16 protein-coding genes are annotated in these 16795 nt (G+C 50.6%); 7 read left to right on the top strand and 9 right to left on the bottom strand.

Annotation, left to right across the window (positions count from 1 at the left end; all coding sequences use genetic code 11):
* Positions 1-9: 9 nt before the first annotated feature.
* From ACOQOZ_RS14810 to ACOQOZ_RS14800, 3 genes are all read right to left on the bottom strand, one after another.
* Positions 10-1821 carry a DUF1566 domain-containing protein gene (locus ACOQOZ_RS14810; RefSeq protein ID WP_420588928.1) on the bottom strand — a complete coding sequence of 604 codons (1812 nt, stop codon included), beginning with the start codon at positions 1819-1821 and terminating at the stop codon, positions 10-12.
* Positions 1822-1910: 89 nt separating this feature from the next.
* Positions 1911-2927, bottom strand: coding sequence for a FecR family protein (locus ACOQOZ_RS14805; RefSeq protein ID WP_420588927.1), 1017 nt, complete (start codon positions 2925-2927; stop codon positions 1911-1913).
* A gap of 81 nt (positions 2928-3008) precedes the next feature.
* Complete coding sequence (locus tag ACOQOZ_RS14800; RefSeq protein WP_420588926.1) at positions 3009-3530, bottom strand: RNA polymerase sigma factor; 522 nt, start codon at positions 3528-3530, stop codon at positions 3009-3011.
* A 211-nt stretch (positions 3531-3741) separates the two neighbouring features.
* Between ACOQOZ_RS14800 and htpX the strand changes: the two genes are divergently transcribed.
* The 4 genes from htpX (at position 3742) to ACOQOZ_RS14780 (ending at position 6392) form a co-directional block, all read left to right on the top strand.
* On the top strand, positions 3742-4638 hold the full coding sequence (gene htpX / locus ACOQOZ_RS14795) for a protease HtpX (protein WP_420588925.1): 897 nt from the start codon (positions 3742-3744) through the stop codon (positions 4636-4638).
* A gap of 158 nt (positions 4639-4796) precedes the next feature.
* Positions 4797-5327, top strand: coding sequence for a helix-turn-helix domain-containing protein (locus ACOQOZ_RS14790; RefSeq protein ID WP_420588924.1), 531 nt, complete (start codon positions 4797-4799; stop codon positions 5325-5327).
* Positions 5324-6055: an AzlC family ABC transporter permease gene (locus ACOQOZ_RS14785; RefSeq protein WP_420588923.1), complete on the top strand. Its 732-nt coding sequence runs from the start codon at positions 5324-5326 to the stop codon at positions 6053-6055. The genes ACOQOZ_RS14790 and ACOQOZ_RS14785 overlap by 4 nt, the downstream gene beginning before the upstream one ends.
* On the top strand, positions 6048-6392 hold the full coding sequence (locus ACOQOZ_RS14780; RefSeq protein ID WP_420588922.1) for an AzlD domain-containing protein: 345 nt from the start codon (positions 6048-6050) through the stop codon (positions 6390-6392). Before ACOQOZ_RS14785 ends, ACOQOZ_RS14780 begins: the two co-directional genes overlap by 8 nt.
* Positions 6393-6421: 29 nt before the next feature.
* Here ACOQOZ_RS14780 and ACOQOZ_RS14775 read toward each other — a convergent pair whose 3' ends face one another.
* Positions 6422-8515: a putative bifunctional diguanylate cyclase/phosphodiesterase gene (locus ACOQOZ_RS14775; RefSeq protein ID WP_420588921.1), complete on the bottom strand. Its 2094-nt coding sequence runs from the start codon at positions 8513-8515 to the stop codon at positions 6422-6424.
* A 232-nt stretch (positions 8516-8747) separates the two neighbouring features.
* On the opposite strand from ACOQOZ_RS14775, the gene ACOQOZ_RS14770 reads away from it, so the two are divergent.
* On the top strand, positions 8748-10016 hold the full coding sequence (locus tag ACOQOZ_RS14770; protein WP_420588920.1) for a hypothetical protein: 1269 nt from the start codon (positions 8748-8750) through the stop codon (positions 10014-10016).
* Entirely contained in the window at positions 10016-10447 is a 432-nt protein-coding gene (locus ACOQOZ_RS14765) for a hypothetical protein (RefSeq protein ID WP_420588919.1), read from the top strand. The genes ACOQOZ_RS14770 and ACOQOZ_RS14765 overlap by 1 nt, the downstream gene beginning before the upstream one ends.
* Before the next feature lie 89 nt (positions 10448-10536).
* On the opposite strand, the gene glmU is transcribed toward ACOQOZ_RS14765, so the two are convergent.
* The 5 genes from glmU to ACOQOZ_RS14740 form a co-directional block, all read right to left on the bottom strand.
* On the bottom strand, positions 10537-11910 hold the full coding sequence (gene glmU, locus ACOQOZ_RS14760) for a bifunctional UDP-N-acetylglucosamine diphosphorylase/glucosamine-1-phosphate N-acetyltransferase GlmU (protein ID WP_420588918.1): 1374 nt from the start codon (positions 11908-11910) through the stop codon (positions 10537-10539).
* Positions 11911-11989: 79 nt separating this feature from the next.
* Positions 11990-12838, bottom strand: a complete 849-nt coding sequence (locus tag ACOQOZ_RS14755; protein WP_420588917.1) for an HDOD domain-containing protein — start codon at positions 12836-12838, stop codon at positions 11990-11992.
* A gap of 122 nt (positions 12839-12960) precedes the next feature.
* Positions 12961-13938, bottom strand: coding sequence for an L-histidine N(alpha)-methyltransferase (gene egtD / locus ACOQOZ_RS14750; protein WP_420588916.1), 978 nt, complete (start codon positions 13936-13938; stop codon positions 12961-12963).
* Positions 13939-13992: 54 nt separating this feature from the next.
* Positions 13993-15276, bottom strand: a complete 1284-nt coding sequence (gene egtB / locus ACOQOZ_RS14745; RefSeq protein WP_420588915.1) for an ergothioneine biosynthesis protein EgtB — start codon at positions 15274-15276, stop codon at positions 13993-13995.
* Positions 15277-15402: 126 nt separating this feature from the next.
* Complete coding sequence (locus ACOQOZ_RS14740; RefSeq protein WP_420588914.1) at positions 15403-16260, bottom strand: zinc ABC transporter substrate-binding protein; 858 nt, start codon at positions 16258-16260, stop codon at positions 15403-15405.
* A 23-nt stretch (positions 16261-16283) separates the two neighbouring features.
* Between ACOQOZ_RS14740 and ACOQOZ_RS14735 the strand changes: the two genes are divergently transcribed.
* Positions 16284-16790 (top strand): Fur family transcriptional regulator, encoded by a 507-nt coding sequence (locus tag ACOQOZ_RS14735; protein WP_420588913.1) that lies wholly within the window; start codon positions 16284-16286, stop codon positions 16788-16790.
* Positions 16791-16795 lie beyond the last annotated feature (5 nt).

The following is a 16795-nucleotide window of genomic DNA, read 5'->3' as shown; positions in this document are numbered from 1 at the left end:
CTGGGCATATCAATCCGCGTCACGTACCAGACGAACCAGACCCTGAACAGGTGCCGGAGCACCACCAGCCGGGCCGGTTTTTACTTTACGGGTTGCCAGACCACGCTGTGCCTGGATTTCGGTGAAGTACCATTGCGTCAGATTGCCGCTGCTATCCAGCGCTGGAGTAGAACTCCAGGTGTGGGTTGCGTAAGCAATATATGGAGGGAACACCAATGCATTCTGGGCCGGTGTACAGGCGTGCTCCACAATGCTTTGTAATTCGCGGATATTTGGCAGACGCCAGCCGTTACCTTTGTCTTCTCCGGCTTTTAATGCGCTGTCCCAGGTGGCAAAACCGTTAACAATCATCTGGCCAAAGTTTACCGTGCCATCACACAGGTCATCACTGTAATCATCAGCGGTACCAGCGTCATTGAAGTTTGATCCTTCCGGACAACGCTGCCAGGTCAAACCACTGCTTTTATGACGGACCAGAGCGGGATTACCATCGATATTAAATTCGAAATCTGCAACCGGAGCCGTGGCAGCCAGGTTAGGCTCACAGTTAATCGCCGGCGATGTTGCACTGGCGGTTACGCTGCGGGTTAATTCGGCGCCAGTTGCCAGTGTTGCTTTACCGCCACGTACCAATCGCGTACCAATTTTTGGAGCATTGTCAGCAGTCAGGTCGTACTCTTTTGCCTGAAGGGAAAATAAACCGGTTTCGGCATTCAGATACAGGGTTGCACCAGAACTTGCACCACCACGGCTTGGTGTGTCGGTCCAGGTAGAAATATGATTCGGGAAATAGTCCGCATTAACTGCCGGGATAGCGCTGGCATAATTCAGAATCGATTCCAGTTCGTTAACGCGAGGCAAGCGCCAGTCATTAAAGCCACACAAGGCTTCGGCATTTACATCAGCAGCAAATTGCTCGGTGGTGCAGATTTTATTGGCATTGCCACAGTCATCGGAACCTTTACCAGCACCACTGTCTTCTACGCCAGCCACAATGTCATCCGGAGTTTCGGTACCGGCAAAGCGTTGCTGATAGGAAAGGTACGCATGTTCTTTGGCACGCAAACCGGTACCATTTTTTACTTCCCAGATCAGGCCAGTGACATTGTCTCGAACACAGTTCCAGCTGGTTGCATCCGCTGCCAGGTCCTTACCTTCCGCATCTAATTTAGTGAAATTAAATCCTGCCGGGCCATTGGCGTTGTTATTAAAAGCATCGTTGCTGTCCAGACCATGCTTACAGTCCTGTTGTGCAATAACGTTGTCGCTGGTATCGGCACAATTATCGTCTTTGTTTTCTGTAGTATTGGCCGCGAAAGTAACGCCAGTATCGTTTAACGTGAAGTCATCGTTTTTAATGGTCGCCTGCGCTGAACGATCAGCACCCAGCTCGGCGTTTCCGGTCACACTGGCCAACGTCAGTGTAAATGTTTCGTCGGCTTCGTATTGGGTATCTGCAGTAACATTAACGGCAATGGTTTTCTCACTGTCTCCGACGGCAAACTTAAGTTCTGTTGCCGCAGGTTTCTGATAGTCATCGCCTTCTGTTGCCGTACCCGCCGCAATATCAAAAGTCACTGCGACTTCATCTGATGCTGCGTTATCCAGCTTAACCGTAAAGATTGCTTGGCTTTGACCTTCACTACCTTCCGGTATAGAAATATCCGTTACCGATACAACCGATTTATTAACCGGTGCTGGTTTTGGGTCGTCTTTCTTATCGTTGTCACTGCCACAACCTGCCAGGGTTGCAGCTGCGATAAATAATGCCAGAGTCTTTTTGTGAAATGCCGGTGAGATAACCGAATCAAGTGAAGCCATGTCCCCTCCAATATTTAAAATACGCAATTCCAATGCGCTGTCAGGAGATATGACGAGTGATTGTATTAATCGAGTAAAAATAATTCGAATTAATAAAGAATTTTAAAGTCGGCCAGATCTTTTTGTTGCAGGCCAAGCTCTTTTGCCAGAGTTGTAACCGCCTGATCAAGGCTATTTAATTGAAAAACAGCCGTCAGCTGTTTTTTCTGATCAGTATTACCCAGCAGAATAATCCGTCCGGCATAAAACTGATTCAGCCGTTTAATAATTTGATCGGCACTTTTTTGCTTAAATACCAATCGGCCCTGGTGCCAGCTGATTGCCTGCTGTAAATCGAAATGTTCCGGAGCGAAATCAAACCCAGACTCAGCAACAACACCGGCTTCACCCTGTGTCACCACGGCGTCATTAAACTGGTCTGAGTCCGGCTCAGAAACCCGAACACTGTGCTCCAGCACTGCCACTTCCGTTTGCTCCGCATGGCGGACATAAAAAATTGTTCCCAGCGCTTCAACCTGATGCTGACCACTCATCACCTGAAATGGCCGCTGCTCTGCAGAAGAAATCGCCGCAGGATAAAAAATGGCTTCCCCGGTCAGCAGCTGTAATCGTCGTACCCGGGAGTCGTATTCGATATTGATCGCACTTTTACCCGATAAATGAACGCGACTGCCATCACTTAACGTAATGTTTCGCGGCTGACCATCGGCACTGTAGTGATCAGCCTGCCAGACCAGAAACATGTCAGGCAGCGGCAACACATTCCACAAGCCCAATAACAACAGCGCGGTCATCATCAGTCGGGTGGCTAGCAATGAAGAAAAGAGGTTCGATTGTGAAGCGATATTTGCCTGAGTCGAATGAACCGGAACACTGTTGGTTTGCGCTGCAACGGGCTGAGATAATTCCGGATCGTCGGCCAGCAACGCACTGAGCTGCCAGATATGCTCAGCCTGTTGGAACGCCTGCTGATGGGCAGAATCTTCATCCAGCCAGGCTTCCAGCTGACGCTGTTCTGCCGCGGAAAAGCCACCCTGCTGACGCACCAGCCACTCGTTCGCCTGCTGCTGAATCTGCATCGCTTTGTCAGTGTTGTTATGACTCATCAAGAAAGCCCGGAATTTAGTTTTAGTGGCTTATTTTATAGTGACGTTTGATCATCACCAATCGAGTAAAAAAAAGCACAATTACTTTTCATCCCGTGCCAGCGCCTCACTCAGGTAGTTCATTGCCTGGGTCAGGTGTTTCTGTACTGAGCTGACAGATATGTCCAGATGCTGCGCCGCTTCAGCGTAGCTTTTATCCTGCAACCGGCAGAGTTGGAATACCTGGCGGGTACGCAAAGGCAGCTGCATCACAGCCTCGCGCATTTTCTGCAGCTGCTGTTGCTGCGCCACCTGATCATCGGTATGAATTCCGGACTCTGCCATATCGCTCAATTCATCATTGGCAACAACATCGGTTTGTTGCGCCGCTTTACTACGGAAGTGGTCCACCAGCAGGTTATTGGCGACACGATTCAGGTAGGCCGCCTGATTTTGCATGGGTTCGCGTTCATCACCCTGTGACTGTTCACGCTCCAGCAACCGTACAAACGCATCCTGAACCAGGTCCATCGATAAGTCCGCATCGCGGCTTTTGATATGCAGGCGTTCCAGCAAAGACTTTGCCTGGTCGCGGAATAGTTGTTTGATATCCAGCTCGGCCACGTGTGCTTACCTGCAATTTGATCGCCCGGAAGTTATCACGCATGAGAATCATTTGCAATTGAGTGATCAGCAAGAAGCCGCTGCTAATGACTATTCCTGACAGATTTACTCAGCTGTTCACCTTGAAAATTGCACAAAAAACGCCATCTTTGCTGTCAGAACAATCGTGAATCTAACCCTTTATAACAATTGAGATGAGAGGACTGAGCAGATGATGCGTGTCTTATTATTTTTTGGTACTAACCTGGCGATTATGCTGGTGTTGGGTATCGTCCTGAGCGTTACCGGTTTGGGTAACTATATGCAGGCTGGCGGCGGTATTAACCTGGTGTCGTTGCTGATTTTCTGTGGTGTGTTTGGTATGGGTGGTTCGTTAATCTCCCTGATGATGTCGAAGTGGATGGCGAAGAAATCCATGGGTGTACAAATCATCGACCAGCCACAAAACTCCGGTGAGCAGTGGATTGTGTCCACCGTAAAAGAACTGGCCGATAAAGCCGGTATTGGTATGCCGGAAGTGGGTATCTTCCACTCGGATGCGCCAAACGCCTTTGCTACCGGCGCCAACAAAAACGATGCTCTGGTGGCGGTGTCTACCGGCTTGTTACAGCGCATGGACAAAGAACAGGTAAAAGCCGTGTTGGGCCATGAAATTGGCCACGTAGCCAACGGCGATATGGTGACCCTGGCGCTGATGCAGGGTGTGTTAAACACCTTTGTGATGTTCTTCGCCCGTATCATTGTGTCGATTATTGATTCCTTCACCCGTGATGAAAACGGCGAAGGTGGCTTAGGTTTTATCGCCCGCATCGCGATCACCATGGTGATGGATATGATTCTGGGTATTGTGGCTTCGATGATGGTGGCGTGGTTCAGCCGCCGTCGTGAATACCGTGCCGACCAGGCCGGTGCTGAGCTGGTAAGCCCGGCTGCCATGGCCAGCGCACTGGCAGCACTGAAGCAAACTTACGACCAGCCAAGCGATCTGAGTGGTGAGTTAACGGCCTTTGGTATTCGTGGTGAAGCCGGTGGTTTGTCCGCTCTGATGGCCAGCCACCCACCGCTGGATGACCGTATCAACGCACTGAAACAGCGTTACGGCGGTTAATCTCAATATTTTAGAAAGCCCCTGACAGCCCGGCTGTCAGGGGCTTTTTTATGCCTGTCATTCCTAACCTGTGCCATCCTTTGCTTGACTCTGAGTCGTTTCATATATAGAACGTTCGATATAAAGAACGTTTCATTTATCGAACACCCGGGTTAACTATGTCTGATTCTCCGCTCCACACCCTCGGCCAGCACCTGCAGCAATTGCGTTTGTCGCAGGGCATTTCGTTATCCCAGTTGGCGGCAGATGCCGGGATTGCGAAGTCTAATTTATCCAAGATCGAACAGGGTAAAAGCAATCCGACACTGGATACTATGTGGCGTATTGCGGTGCAACTGAAGGTACCGTTCGGCAATCTGGTGGCGCCGATTGATATGACGGTGGGAGATGAGGACTTTCAGATCCGCCTGCTGGACCAGGGGGGCGAGTCACCTAAGGTAGATGCGTACTGGATGAACTGTGCCGCTAACAGCCAGCACAATTCAGAACCTCATCTGCCGGGTACGTCAGAAACCATCACCATGATCCGCGGCCAGCTGGAGGTTGGTACGGACGATGGTTGTGTTTGTTTAACCGCAGGCCAGAGCTATACCTTCAGTGCACAGCAACCACACTTTTACCGCTCCGGTGATGAAGGTGCTACCTGCCTGATGGCTGTGGTCTACAACGATCCGGAGCAGCACGAATGAGCACAGTACTTCAGTCACAATTACAACGGCCATTCTGGGCAGGTATACGAGACGCAATTCCGTTGCTGGGTGGCTATATTCCGGTAGCCATTTCGTTCGGCATTATTGCCACTCAGGCGGGTTTTTCGTTGTGGGAAACGGTATTTATTTCCACCGTGATTTACGCCGGAGCATCACAGTTTCTGTTTGTAGCCATGATCGCCTCAGGTGCTCCGCTGTGGCTGGTCGTTACCATGACCTTGCTGATTAATGCCCGCCATGTGGTGTACGGCCCCAACATAGCCCCCTGGCTACCGAAGAACCGCAGCTGGTTCTGGCTAATGCATGGCCTGACCGATCAGATCTTTGCCCTGGCACTCAGTCGTTTGCCACAAATCCCCGAACAGCAGCGTCAGGGCTGGTTTACCGGCGCCATGTTGCTGGCCTGGTTCAGCTGGGTCGCTGGCAGTGCCGTTGGCGTTTTAAGTGGCGACCAGTTAATTGCCCAATGGCCACTTCTGGCGGATGTAATGCCATTTGCCTTACCCGCCCTGTTCCTGGTGCTGCTGTTACCTAAACTGAATTCCTGGGCATGGTCCATCACACTTGTTTCAACTCTTTGTGTGGCTCTGGCTCTGAAATTTTTCGGCTGGACCAACAGCGCAATTCCGTTAGCGGCGTTGCTGGGCGTGCTGCTGTTTTATGCGGTGAATGCTCATCAATCAACACGGAGGCAAAACGATGACTGACTCTTTGTGGATTGCACTGGCGATTACCGCAGTAGGCACCTTTGCGATGCGCGCTGTGCCGTTATTGTGGATGCAGCATCATCTATCGCAGCGTCAGCAACACAGCGGCGATGCTATTGATGGTATGCCAACCTGGCTCGGGGTGTTGGGTCCTTGTGTGGTCGCAGCGCTGGCGGGCAGTTCTCTGGTGCCTGCAACACAAACGACGGCCGCCTGGCTGGCGACTCTGGTTGGAGTCATCATCACCTTGCTGGTGTGGTATTACAAACGATCGATGGGATTGCCGATTCTGGCCGGCGTAAGTGCTTTTGGTCTGACGATGGTTTTGGGTATCTAAGCCGGGTTACGACAGCCTGGATCTGAATCTCAGGCTTCTGCTGCAGCCTGGGGACAATCCGATGCGTTATGAGCCTGGATAAATTCAATATATTCCTGGCAAATCATTGGCTTGGCAAAGTAATAACCCTGAATAATCTGACAACCATGATGGCCAAGGAAGGTCAGTTGTTGTTCACTTTCAACCCCTTCGGCACACAGTACCATCCCCAGGCGTTTAGCCATTTCAATGATGGTTAATACCAGCGCATCATCACGTTCGGAGGTGCCGATATTGTCGACAAACTGTTTATCGATTTTCAACACATCAATGGGAATTTTGGTGAGGTAACTCAGCGATGAATAGCCCGTGCCAAAATCGTCCAGCGCTACCGGGCAACCCAGTGCGGTAATTTCGGCAAAAAACTTATTCGCGATTTCCAGATTGTCGAGATACGAATGTTCGGTCACTTCAAACTCGATCATCCCGGCCGGAATCTGATACTTACGGAACGCACCTTTAATCACACCCACCAGATGATATTTCTTCAAATCGGCAGCGGACAGGTTAATGGAAATCGGGGTGTCGATGCCCATTGGAAGGAACACATCACGAATGTCTTCGCAGACGTGTTGAATCACCCACTGAGTAATATTGGTTACTTTACCGGACTGCTCCGCAATCGGAATAAATTCCGCTGGCGAAACAAAACCGAGCGTTGAGCTGTGCCAGCGAATCAGCGCTTCAGCCCCCAGCGGGGTGCCGTCCGGCGCAACTTTCGGCTGATAATGAATACTGAATTCGTTGTCGTTTAAGGCATGACTAATGGCGTTAGCAATATCAATACGGCGCTGATGATGTGCCATCATCTGTGGCTCGAAGAAGCTGAATCGTGATTTACCATCACGCTTGGCGTCAAACATGGCGATATCGGCGTCGCGGATCAGTTCCCGCACATCACCATAGTTTTCGCAGTGACGGGCAATACCAATACTGGCGGTAATTCGCACTTCCCAGGAACTGATGGTGAATTTCTGCGCCAGCCCGCTGACCATAGAACCCGCAAGCGCATCCAACCGGGCTTTGTCTTCAATACCCTCTAATAAAATCAGAAATTCGTCACCACCGTGACGCGATACCAGCGCATTGGCTGGCGCCTGGGTGATTAACCGCCCGGCAACACCGGCCAGCAACATATCGCCGATTTCATGGCCAAAAGAATCATTAACGCCTTTAAAGCCGTCCAGCCCTACAAACATCAGATCGTATTGTTTGCCTTCATCTTTGGCGGAGCGCAGCAGATCATCCATCATGCCGATAAAGAATTTACGATTCATCAAGCCGGTCAGGCTGTCGTAATTCGCGAGGTACTCCATTTCCTCGCGACGCTTTTCCAGCAAATTCACATAGTCGAGATTAATCTCAGATTCGCGACGGATGACATCCATCATATTGTTGATGTCCTGCGTCAGTTCCGACACTTCGTAATGGCCACTCACCGGAATCGTCAGGCTGTAATCACGACTGCGCTGTACCCGCCGGGCAAATGCAGAAAGATGGGTCAGCGGTGTCAGCCAGCGATTGCCAAAAAAAGCGAACACCATCATCAGAATTAAAATGGCAATTAATGCCGTTGGCAGGGTGCTGCTTAACAGACTGTTGGTACTGGCATCCAATGGTCCCTGAAAATCATTAACCACAACCAGAAAACCTAATGGAAACGCTGGATCACCAATCAGCTTTACCGCGATCAGATTACCGTCTTTGTGGTGCAGCCCAGGTTCCAGTAGTTGCCAGTTACGGAACTGAATCCGTTGTTCATCGCTGACCTGTTGTTGTGAACTGCCAATATAAAAATCGATTAACTGACCGTTGGTGTTAAAAACAGCAGCACCTTTCACGTGCTCATAAGGATCGAGTTTCAGCATCAGGGTTTTCAGCTGAAAGAATTCATCCGGTTGATTCACAACAGCAACCAGACCCGCAGCAAGATTATCGGTTAATGCATCAAGATCACCTTCGGCATAACCGGCATACAACTGGCGGTGCTCCATTAATGCCAGCGATAAAACCGACCAGGCGATACCACTCATAAACAGCAGGCTGAGCAGCATGATGGCTGTACGCAAACTGTTAATCAGCATTCAGGCGACCCTCCCTGCAGATACGTTGTGTTTGCCGCTCCAAGATGGATGCGTATTCATTATTGTTATTGTCAGACTAGTTCAGATAAGCATACAGAACGTGAGTTCTTTTTCAGAATTCATACTTCATCCATAACTATCGGGCTATGGTACCCCAATCGCGACATTTTCGGCTAACCCTGTTCTATACTGTCCAAACTAAAATAATAATTCGGGATTCAGGATAATCACCATGGTTCAGGGTTTACGGAAAACCGCCCACACGCTTTTGGTTTTGGCTGCGACCGCCTGCAGCACGTCATCGGTTGCGCTGGAGATTAATGATCAGCTCGATATTTCCGGTTTTGCCCGGATTATTGGTGGTTATCTCGATGACAATGAAGCGCAACTTAACGGCTACCAGGACGAAGTCACGCTGAAGCAACAATCGTTACTGGCACTACAACCAACCTTTCGCTTTAACGAGCAGTTTGCGTTGACCGGGCAATTTATCGCCCACAGCAATTCCGAAAGAAAATCCGGCACCGAATGGTTGTATTTATCCTACAGCCCGAACAACAGCTGGCAGTTCCGCGCCGGTAAATTACGTATGCCAACTTATGCTTACAGCGACAGCATTGATGTTGGTTATTCCTATCCCTGGATTACACCGCCGCTGCAGGTTTATAACAATTATCTAGCGCCTACGTTTACCGGAATCAGCGGCAGCTACAACTATGCCGGACGGGAGTACGCGTTATACCTGGAAGGCTATTACGGTTATTTTGATGGCGAGATTCTTCAGGCGGGCAGCCGGGTGGATATCTCGGCCAACGTGAAAGATATTATTGGTGTCACCGCTCGTCTGAGTCATCAGAATTTATCGCTGCGGTTGTCCTATAACACCGGTTACAACAAATCCGATGTTCCGCAATTAGAGCCGATTCAAAATGCGCTTGAGCAGGCCGGGTTCCGCAACAGTGCCAGTTCACTCGACGATGATGGTCGCACCAGCTTTTACGAAGCGGCAATCAGCTACGACGATTTCGACAGCTTTTTTAAAGCGGAATGGACCCGTGCAGAAACCGAACTGGATCTGGCGCCATCTCTCGATGGTTATTATTTTACCGCTGGTTATTTATGGCAGGACTGGACGCTGCATTTTACCTACGGCGCCAGCGCCTACACCAATGTGAAGGCACAGCAGGAATTACAGGGCGTTCGTAATGCCGCGCTGCAGAAGCTCGGTCAGCAGCAGCCGTTAACTGCCATTGAAACCATCTCTCTGCAGTATTTTGGCTTATTCGATTCCGCACCGGATGGCAGCCTCGACAGTTACACTCTGGGCACCCGCTGGGATTTTCGTCTCAACATGGCATTTAAAGCCGAAGTCACTTATCTCAACGAAACATCGCCGCGCAGCGGATTTTTCGGCACCCGATTTACCAGCGGCCTGCCCAGCGACCTGAACAAAAAGAACGACGCCACACTGCTGCAGTTAGGCTGGGAGTGGGTGTTCTGATGAATAATTTCCGACACATTCGCTGCGCTATCTTGATAACGCTGATGCTGGCACTGACGACCTTTAACAGCCATGCCGGTGGTGTGATGCTGGTCAGTGCCAGTCAGGAACTGAACCAGTCGCTGAGTCGCGAGCAGGTTCGTAATCTTTATATGGGAGCGTCGCTTGGCTATGGTTTAAAACCACTGGCGCTGCCACCGCGAAACCGCTTACGTTCGCGCTTTAATACACAGGTCATTGGTTTGCCGGAATCTCGCATTCAGTCCTATTGGGCACAGATGAAATTTACCGGACGCATGAAACCACCCAAAGAAATCCGTGATGAACAAACCCTGATACAGCAGCTGCTTGAGAACCCTGACTGCATCGGCTATTTGCCCGCAGATACGCCACTTCCAGATGCTCTTAAAGTCGTGTTTCGCAGCGAGTAACAAAAAAGCCGCAGAACAATATCTGCGGCTTTTTTGGTTTGGCATTTTTTAGTCAGACAATCATAGCGATTGTTTTTTAACGGGCGCTGCTATTTTTTTACCGGGCGCTGCCAGCCAGATACATTGCGTTGCTTGCCGCGGGCAACCGCTAACTCTTCGTCGGCGACTTCTTTTGTGATCACCGAACCTGCGGCAACCGTGGCACCGGCGCCAACTTTGGCCGGAGCAACCAGCGACGAGTTAGAACCAATAAAGGCATTGTCGCCGATTTCAGTTTTGAATTTATTCACGCCATCGTAATTACAGGTAATGGTGCCAGCGCCAATGTTGGCGTTTTCACCAATTTCAGCATCACCGATATAAGTGAGGTGATTGACCTTGGAACCTTTACCAATGACCGATTTTTTCACTTCACAGAAGTTGCCCACCTTGGCGCCATCGGCCAGATCGGAACCAGGACGTAAACGCGCAAACGGACCAACGGTGCAATCGGCAGCGACCTGAGCCTGGTCAATCAGCGAGTGTGATTCAACCTGAGTACCGGCGCCCAGTACTGAATTTTTGATCACACAGTAAGGGCCAATTTCAACGCCATCAGCCAGTTCAACGTCGCCTTCAAAAACACAGCCAACATCGATACGTACATCGGAGCCAACTTTAACGCTGCCACGCACATCAATACGCGCTGGGTCTGCCAAAGATACGCCCTGACGCATCAATTCATCCGCCTGTTGGCGCTGAAAAACACGTTCCAGTTCAGCCAGTTGCAGCCGGTCATTAACACCCTGCACTTCGTATTCATCCTGTGGATGAATAGCACGTACAGCCACACCGTTATCAACCGCCATGGCAATGATGTCGGTGAGGTAATATTCGCCCTGCGCATTTTCTGCCGATAATTTTGGCAACCATTCATTCAGAAGCTCGGCGGAAACCGCCAGGATGCCGGTGTTCACTTCGTGGATTTTATGTTGCTCGGCACTAGCGTCTTTGTGCTCAACAATTTCCTGAATATTGCCTGCGCCATCGCGCACAATACGGCCATAACCCGTTGGGTCGTCTAGCTCAACCGTCAGCAGCGCCAGACCACCAATGCCTTTATCACAATGGGTTTCATCCAACAGCTTCTGCAGCGTTTCGGTGCGGATTAGCGGCACATCACCGTACAACACTAATACCGTTGCCTGTGGGTCCACATCCGGCATCGCTTGTGCAACAGCATGACCAGTGCCCTTTTGCTCAGTTTGCATCGCCCAGCTGACATCAAATGTGGTGATCTGCTGCTGTACTTTTTCAGCACCGTGACCAATCACAACGTGCTGCTGTGCCTGGCCCAGCTGTGAAGCACTGGCAAGAACGTGTGCCAGCATTGGCTGACCAGCCAGCGGATGAAGTACTTTAGGAAGATCTGATTTCATGCGCGAGCCTTTGCCCGCCGCTAAGGTGACGACTGCCAATGTCATGGTGAAGTCCTGAACAAATGAAAAGTGGCGGTCATTTTAGCCCGCCACTGCGCTCTGTCCAGTAACCACAAGGTTTTAATCAGAAGGCAGCGTTCCACTGCTCATCGATATCTTCGACCAGATCGAGATAGTCGTGCTCCATGATGCCCAGCTGTTCGAAACACTTATCCTTAATAAAAGGCCAGTCGGTTGTATCGTGACGACGCTTCAGGTTGTTAACAATGTTGTCGGCGACTTTAAGCGTGGCGTACACCAGTTTGGCATAAGAGTCCTGCTTCTGATCAAGGAAGTCACGGGAATGGCTTTGCAGCACCACCTGGCAGATATCGCGCGGGATTGCCCAGGCCGAAGTAATAAAATAGCCAACAATCGCATGGTTAGAGGCATATCTCTGGTCTTCCAGTTCAACCAGACAAACATCTTCGCGGGAGTTCGCTTCAACCAGCGTATCGCGATAATCCGGATACTTCATGCTCATGGCTGCGATACCACAATCATGAAAAAGGCCGGTGGTGTAGAGGTTTTCCGGCGGGATTTTATGTTCAATATTTTTGCCGATATACACCATGGTGTCGGCCACCAGCGAGGCATTGTCCCACAGGCGCTCAAAGCTGATGGCCGCTTCACCGTTAAAGCTTTGCTTAATCAGGATGCCAGCCACCAGCGTGGATACCGCATTAAAACCCAGCAACATAACCGCCTGTTGAATATCACTGACAGCGCGGTTCATACCAAAAGAAGGAGAATTGATGGTTTTTAAGATGGCCGATGACAAACCAATATCGTGCGCGATAATGCCTGACAACTCGCTCATATCAGGTTCTTCTTGTGCGCAGATGCGTTGTACATCAGCCAGCAGCTGAGGCTTGGAAGGGACATTAAAACCGTGGGAAACTGAATCGATCACTTCCTGAGAAATCTGAATCATGGTTACTCATACTTCATAAACGAACAAACAATTCATTTAAGACTAGACCCAGATCCAGATATTTCAGAGACGACTAAAGTAACAACTTGCTATTTATTGATAAGAAACAATAAAAGGCTGATTTAACTGGCTTTTAGCATCACCAGAGCAAAATAACCGTTGTCGTCGACCCAGCTCTTTTCCAGTTCAAAACCCGCCTGACGCGCCATCCATTGCAATGACTCAATACGGTATTTGTACGAGTTCTCGGTGTGCAGACTTTCGCCTTTTCGCAACACAATGGTCGTGCCGGCGACATGCACCATCTGATCAATCTTACTGACCAGATGCATTTCAACCCGGGACTGGCTGTGGTTAACCCGCGCCTGGTGCTCAAACAACTCTTCACTGAAGCTGGCGCGCAGAGTGCGATTCAGATGACGTAGGATATTTTTATTAAAGCTGGCGGTGACTCCCTGGCTGTCGTTATAAGCAGCGTGCAAAACTGCTTCATCTTTCGCCAGATCAATCCCCAACAAAAAGCGCCCACCACTGCCTAATGTTGTCCGTGCGCGTCGCAGAAACGCCTGCGATTCTGCCGGAGTAAAGTTCCCCATACTGGAGCCCGGGAAGAATCCCAGTTTATGCGGCGCTTCGGCCAGCGCTTTGGGCAACTCCAGCGGTTGTGAATAATCGACACAGCCAGCGTAAATGCTCAACCAGGGATAGTCGTCCAGTAACTTGTTCGCCGAAGCGATCAGAAACTCTTTGCTGATGTCCATAGGGACATAACAATCAGGCTGCAATGCTTCCAGCAACAACCGGATTTTTATACTGGCACCGCTGCCATATTCCATTAACACCGAACCTTGCCCCACCAACTCAGCGATCTCACCGCCATGCTGTCGCAACAAACCAATTTCGGTGCGGGTCAGATAATATTCCGGCAACTGCGTGATGGCCTCAAACAAACGTGAGCCCCGCTGGTCGTAGAAGAATTTTGCCGGTAAGGTTTTTTGCGGCTGCGCCAGACCCGCCAGTACTTCAGATTTCACATCAGCAACCGCCGGATGCGCATCAAACACCTGCAGGTTCTGATGTTGATTAATTCCCTGTTTCATACCACCTCCGGCCTGTTTATCGTGTTGTTGTTATTCGGTTCTTATGTCGGGCGATTAACGCGCTAAACGAATGCCGGTGAATTGCCAGCGTTCATGGGGATAGAAAAAGTTACGATAGGTTGGGCGAATATGACCGGCGGGCGTGACACAAGAACCGCCACGTAACACCATCTGATTGCACATAAACTTGCCGTTATATTCACCCACGGCGCCCGCTGCGGGCTGATAGCCCGGATAAGGCTGATACGGACTGGCGGTCCATTCCCAACAGTCCCCAAATTGCTGTTGCAGACCGTTGCCATGGGTTGGTGTGAGTTCACAAACCGCTTGTGGACGGAAATGGCGACTATCGACGAAGTTGCCGATACCACAATCGCTTTGCCGGGCACTCACTTCCCATTCAAATTCACTCGCCAACCTGGCGCCAGCCCAGCGGGCATAAGCATCCGCTTCGTAGAACGAAACATGGGTAACCGGCGCATCCAACGGCAGAGGCGCAAAACCGTTCAGACTGAAGCTGGCGTAACCACCCGCGTCATCAGAGTCGGCCAGTGGCTGCCAGTACAGCGGCGTAGAGATTTGCTGTTGCTGAACCCAGGCCCAGCCATCCGACAGCCAGAATTCCGGATTCTGATAACCACCGTCCGACATAAATTCGAGGTATTCACGATTGGTTGTTAAGCGCTTGGCTAAAGCAAAGTCCTGAACCAAAGCTTCATGCAGCGGGCCTTCGTTATCAAAAGCAAAACCATGATTCTGCTTATGGCCAAACTTGTAGATGCCACCATCAAAATCGATCCATTGGTTGGCCTGACAATCACCGCCAGAGCCAGCCGCTGCCGGGCTGTAAACCGGATACAGAGGATTAAACGACCAGCAATATTGCAGATCGGTAAGTAGTAATTCCTGGTGTTGCTGCTCATGATTTAAACCCAGCTCAATCAGCGGACGCAGCTCTTCACGCCCGAGCAGCTGTTGCATGTGCTGGTCGATGTGATGACGATATTCCAGCACCTCTTCCAGAGTTGGCCGGGATAACAACCCTCGCTGATTGCGACGGTAGGGCTGGCCAATACCGTTGTAATAACTGTTAAACAGGTGTCCAAACTGAGGATGGAATTCGCGATAATCGGCCAGATTGGGTTTCAGCAGAAAGGTTTCGAAGAACCAGCTGGTGTGGGCCAGATGCCACTTTGCCGGACTGGTGAATTCAGCGGCCTGAAGCTCGTAATCGGCATGTTGCAGCGGCCGACATAACATCAGGCTCTGATCACGGACAGCGGTGTAATAACCGCACAACGGGTCTGCCTGACTGACGGCTTGCTGAGCCTGCTCCATATGGACTCCATCACGGTAGCTGAGAACTGTCTCTCACCCACTCTGCCGATGCCCATAGAGAATAACAAGACGGCGGATATTCTTAGTCACAATCCGCCAAAGAACAGATTTTATAAGATTATCCGGTTATTTCCCGGTCGATAAGCAGCTGACAAAACGCTGGGTCAGATCACGAACAAACTCAGCGTAGCCATCTTTTGTCACAGAAATATGAATGCCCAGCGGATCGAGTTCACCGGCCGGGATATCGAGTCCGCGGGTCACCGAGCTGACCAGCTTAGGTTCAAACTGCGGCTCGGTAAAAATACAACGTACGTCTCCACTTGCGAGTTGCTGACGCATGGCATTAAGACGTTTCAGCCCGGGCTTCTGCTCGGGGGACAATGTGAAGGACCCCAGCTGGTTAAGACCGAAGTAATTCACCCAATGATCATAAGCACGATGGAATACAAAAAAGCCCTGCTGTTTTAGCGGCCCCAGCTGCTGCTGGCTAAGTTCCAGTTGTGCGCGCAATTGCTGTTCAAATTCCGATTCTTTATTCAGCGCTGCCGCCAATGCCTGTTGTGCAGTGATCGCCAGCTCAGGGTTCAGCCACCAATGAGCATCATGATTGTGGTCGTCAGAGGTTGCTTGCTGATGCACCGGAGCCGAAATATCAATCCAGACCTTGTCCGGCCAGCGTTTTTCGAAACGCGCCAGGTACGGCTCACTTTCAGCACCGGCCCAGAAAATAATATCGGCATTCTGCACTTTGCGGATGTCCGAAGGACGAAAGGCAAAGTCATGTGGTGTCGTACTTTGCGGCACCAGTGTCTCGAGGTTGTCGGCAACTGAAGCCGCAATCAAAGCCAGAGGATGAACGCTGGCAAGAACCCTGGTTTCATCCGCAGAACTCATTGCTGGCAACATAAACAGAGAAAAAAACAGCAGCCGGAGGGTGTAGGTCATTTGTTCAGGGCGGTTAGTGTCGTAGAATTGCAACATTATAACCTATTATGCCGTGAATCATGACTCAAAAAGACCATTCCTGCAGTCAGCAACCAACCAATGTCTATGATCAGCATGATCACCATGCCTGTGTCGACAGCGCCCTTAAGCGTGCGCAGGATCTTTGCGCGACCGAAGGTGCACGCCTGACCCCCATTCGTCAGCGGGTTCTGGAACTGGTTTGGCAAAGTCACAAACCGGTTGGCGCCTATGATTTACTGCCAACACTGGCAGCAGAAGGCTTTAATTCAGCCCCTCCGACGGTCTACCGGGCGCTGGATTTTTTACTCGAGCTTGGGCTGGTTCACCGCATCAATTCTCTTAATGCCTTTGTGGGTTGTTCGCACCCGGGTGATCAGCACCCTAGCTGTTTCTTTGTCTGTAACGAATGTGGCGAAGCACAGGAATTACAGGCAAATCAGATTCAGGTGGTTGCCAGCCAGGTAGAGGAAATGCTCGGCGTTGTGGTGCAGCAACAAACGACCGAATTGATGGGCTTGTGCCCTCGCTGCCAGGCGACCAAATAAGCAAT

The sequence above is a fragment of the Bacterioplanoides sp. genome (assembly GCF_965219715.1).
Classification (GTDB): domain Bacteria; phylum Pseudomonadota; class Gammaproteobacteria; order Pseudomonadales; family Oceanobacteraceae; genus Bacterioplanoides.
Note: the sequence above shows the minus strand (reverse complement) of the source record. Positions and strands in the feature narration are given on the sequence as shown.

Bases quoted from the DNA above. Each gene is read 5' to 3' on its own strand.
- ACOQOZ_RS14785 (WP_420588923.1), top strand. From the start codon at position 5,324: ATGAGCACAGTACTTCAGTCACAATTACAACGGCCATTCTGGGCAGGT.
- ACOQOZ_RS14810 (WP_420588928.1), bottom strand. From the start codon at position 1,821: ATGGCTTCACTTGATTCGGTTATCTCACCGGCATTTCACAAAAAGACT.
- egtD (WP_420588916.1), bottom strand. From the start codon at position 13,938: ATGAAACAGGGAATTAATCAACATCAGAACCTGCAGGTGTTTGATGCG.
- ACOQOZ_RS14755 (WP_420588917.1), bottom strand. From the start codon at position 12,838: ATGATTCAGATTTCTCAGGAAGTGATCGATTCAGTTTCCCACGGTTTT.
- ACOQOZ_RS14775 (WP_420588921.1), bottom strand. From the start codon at position 8,515: ATGCTGATTAACAGTTTGCGTACAGCCATCATGCTGCTCAGCCTGCTG.
- glmU (WP_420588918.1), bottom strand. From the start codon at position 11,910: ATGACATTGGCAGTCGTCACCTTAGCGGCGGGCAAAGGCTCGCGCATG.
- ACOQOZ_RS14780 (WP_420588922.1), top strand. From the start codon at position 6,048: ATGACTGACTCTTTGTGGATTGCACTGGCGATTACCGCAGTAGGCACC.
- ACOQOZ_RS14805 (WP_420588927.1), bottom strand. From the start codon at position 2,927: ATGAGTCATAACAACACTGACAAAGCGATGCAGATTCAGCAGCAGGCG.
- htpX (WP_420588925.1), top strand. From the start codon at position 3,742: ATGATGCGTGTCTTATTATTTTTTGGTACTAACCTGGCGATTATGCTG.
- ACOQOZ_RS14735 (WP_420588913.1), top strand. From the start codon at position 16,284: ATGACTCAAAAAGACCATTCCTGCAGTCAGCAACCAACCAATGTCTAT.
- ACOQOZ_RS14765 (WP_420588919.1), top strand. From the start codon at position 10,016: ATGAATAATTTCCGACACATTCGCTGCGCTATCTTGATAACGCTGATG.
- egtB (WP_420588915.1), bottom strand. From the start codon at position 15,276: ATGGAGCAGGCTCAGCAAGCCGTCAGTCAGGCAGACCCGTTGTGCGGT.
- ACOQOZ_RS14740 (WP_420588914.1), bottom strand. From the start codon at position 16,260: ATGTTGCAATTCTACGACACTAACCGCCCTGAACAAATGACCTACACC.
- ACOQOZ_RS14770 (WP_420588920.1), top strand. From the start codon at position 8,748: ATGGTTCAGGGTTTACGGAAAACCGCCCACACGCTTTTGGTTTTGGCT.
- ACOQOZ_RS14790 (WP_420588924.1), top strand. From the start codon at position 4,797: ATGTCTGATTCTCCGCTCCACACCCTCGGCCAGCACCTGCAGCAATTG.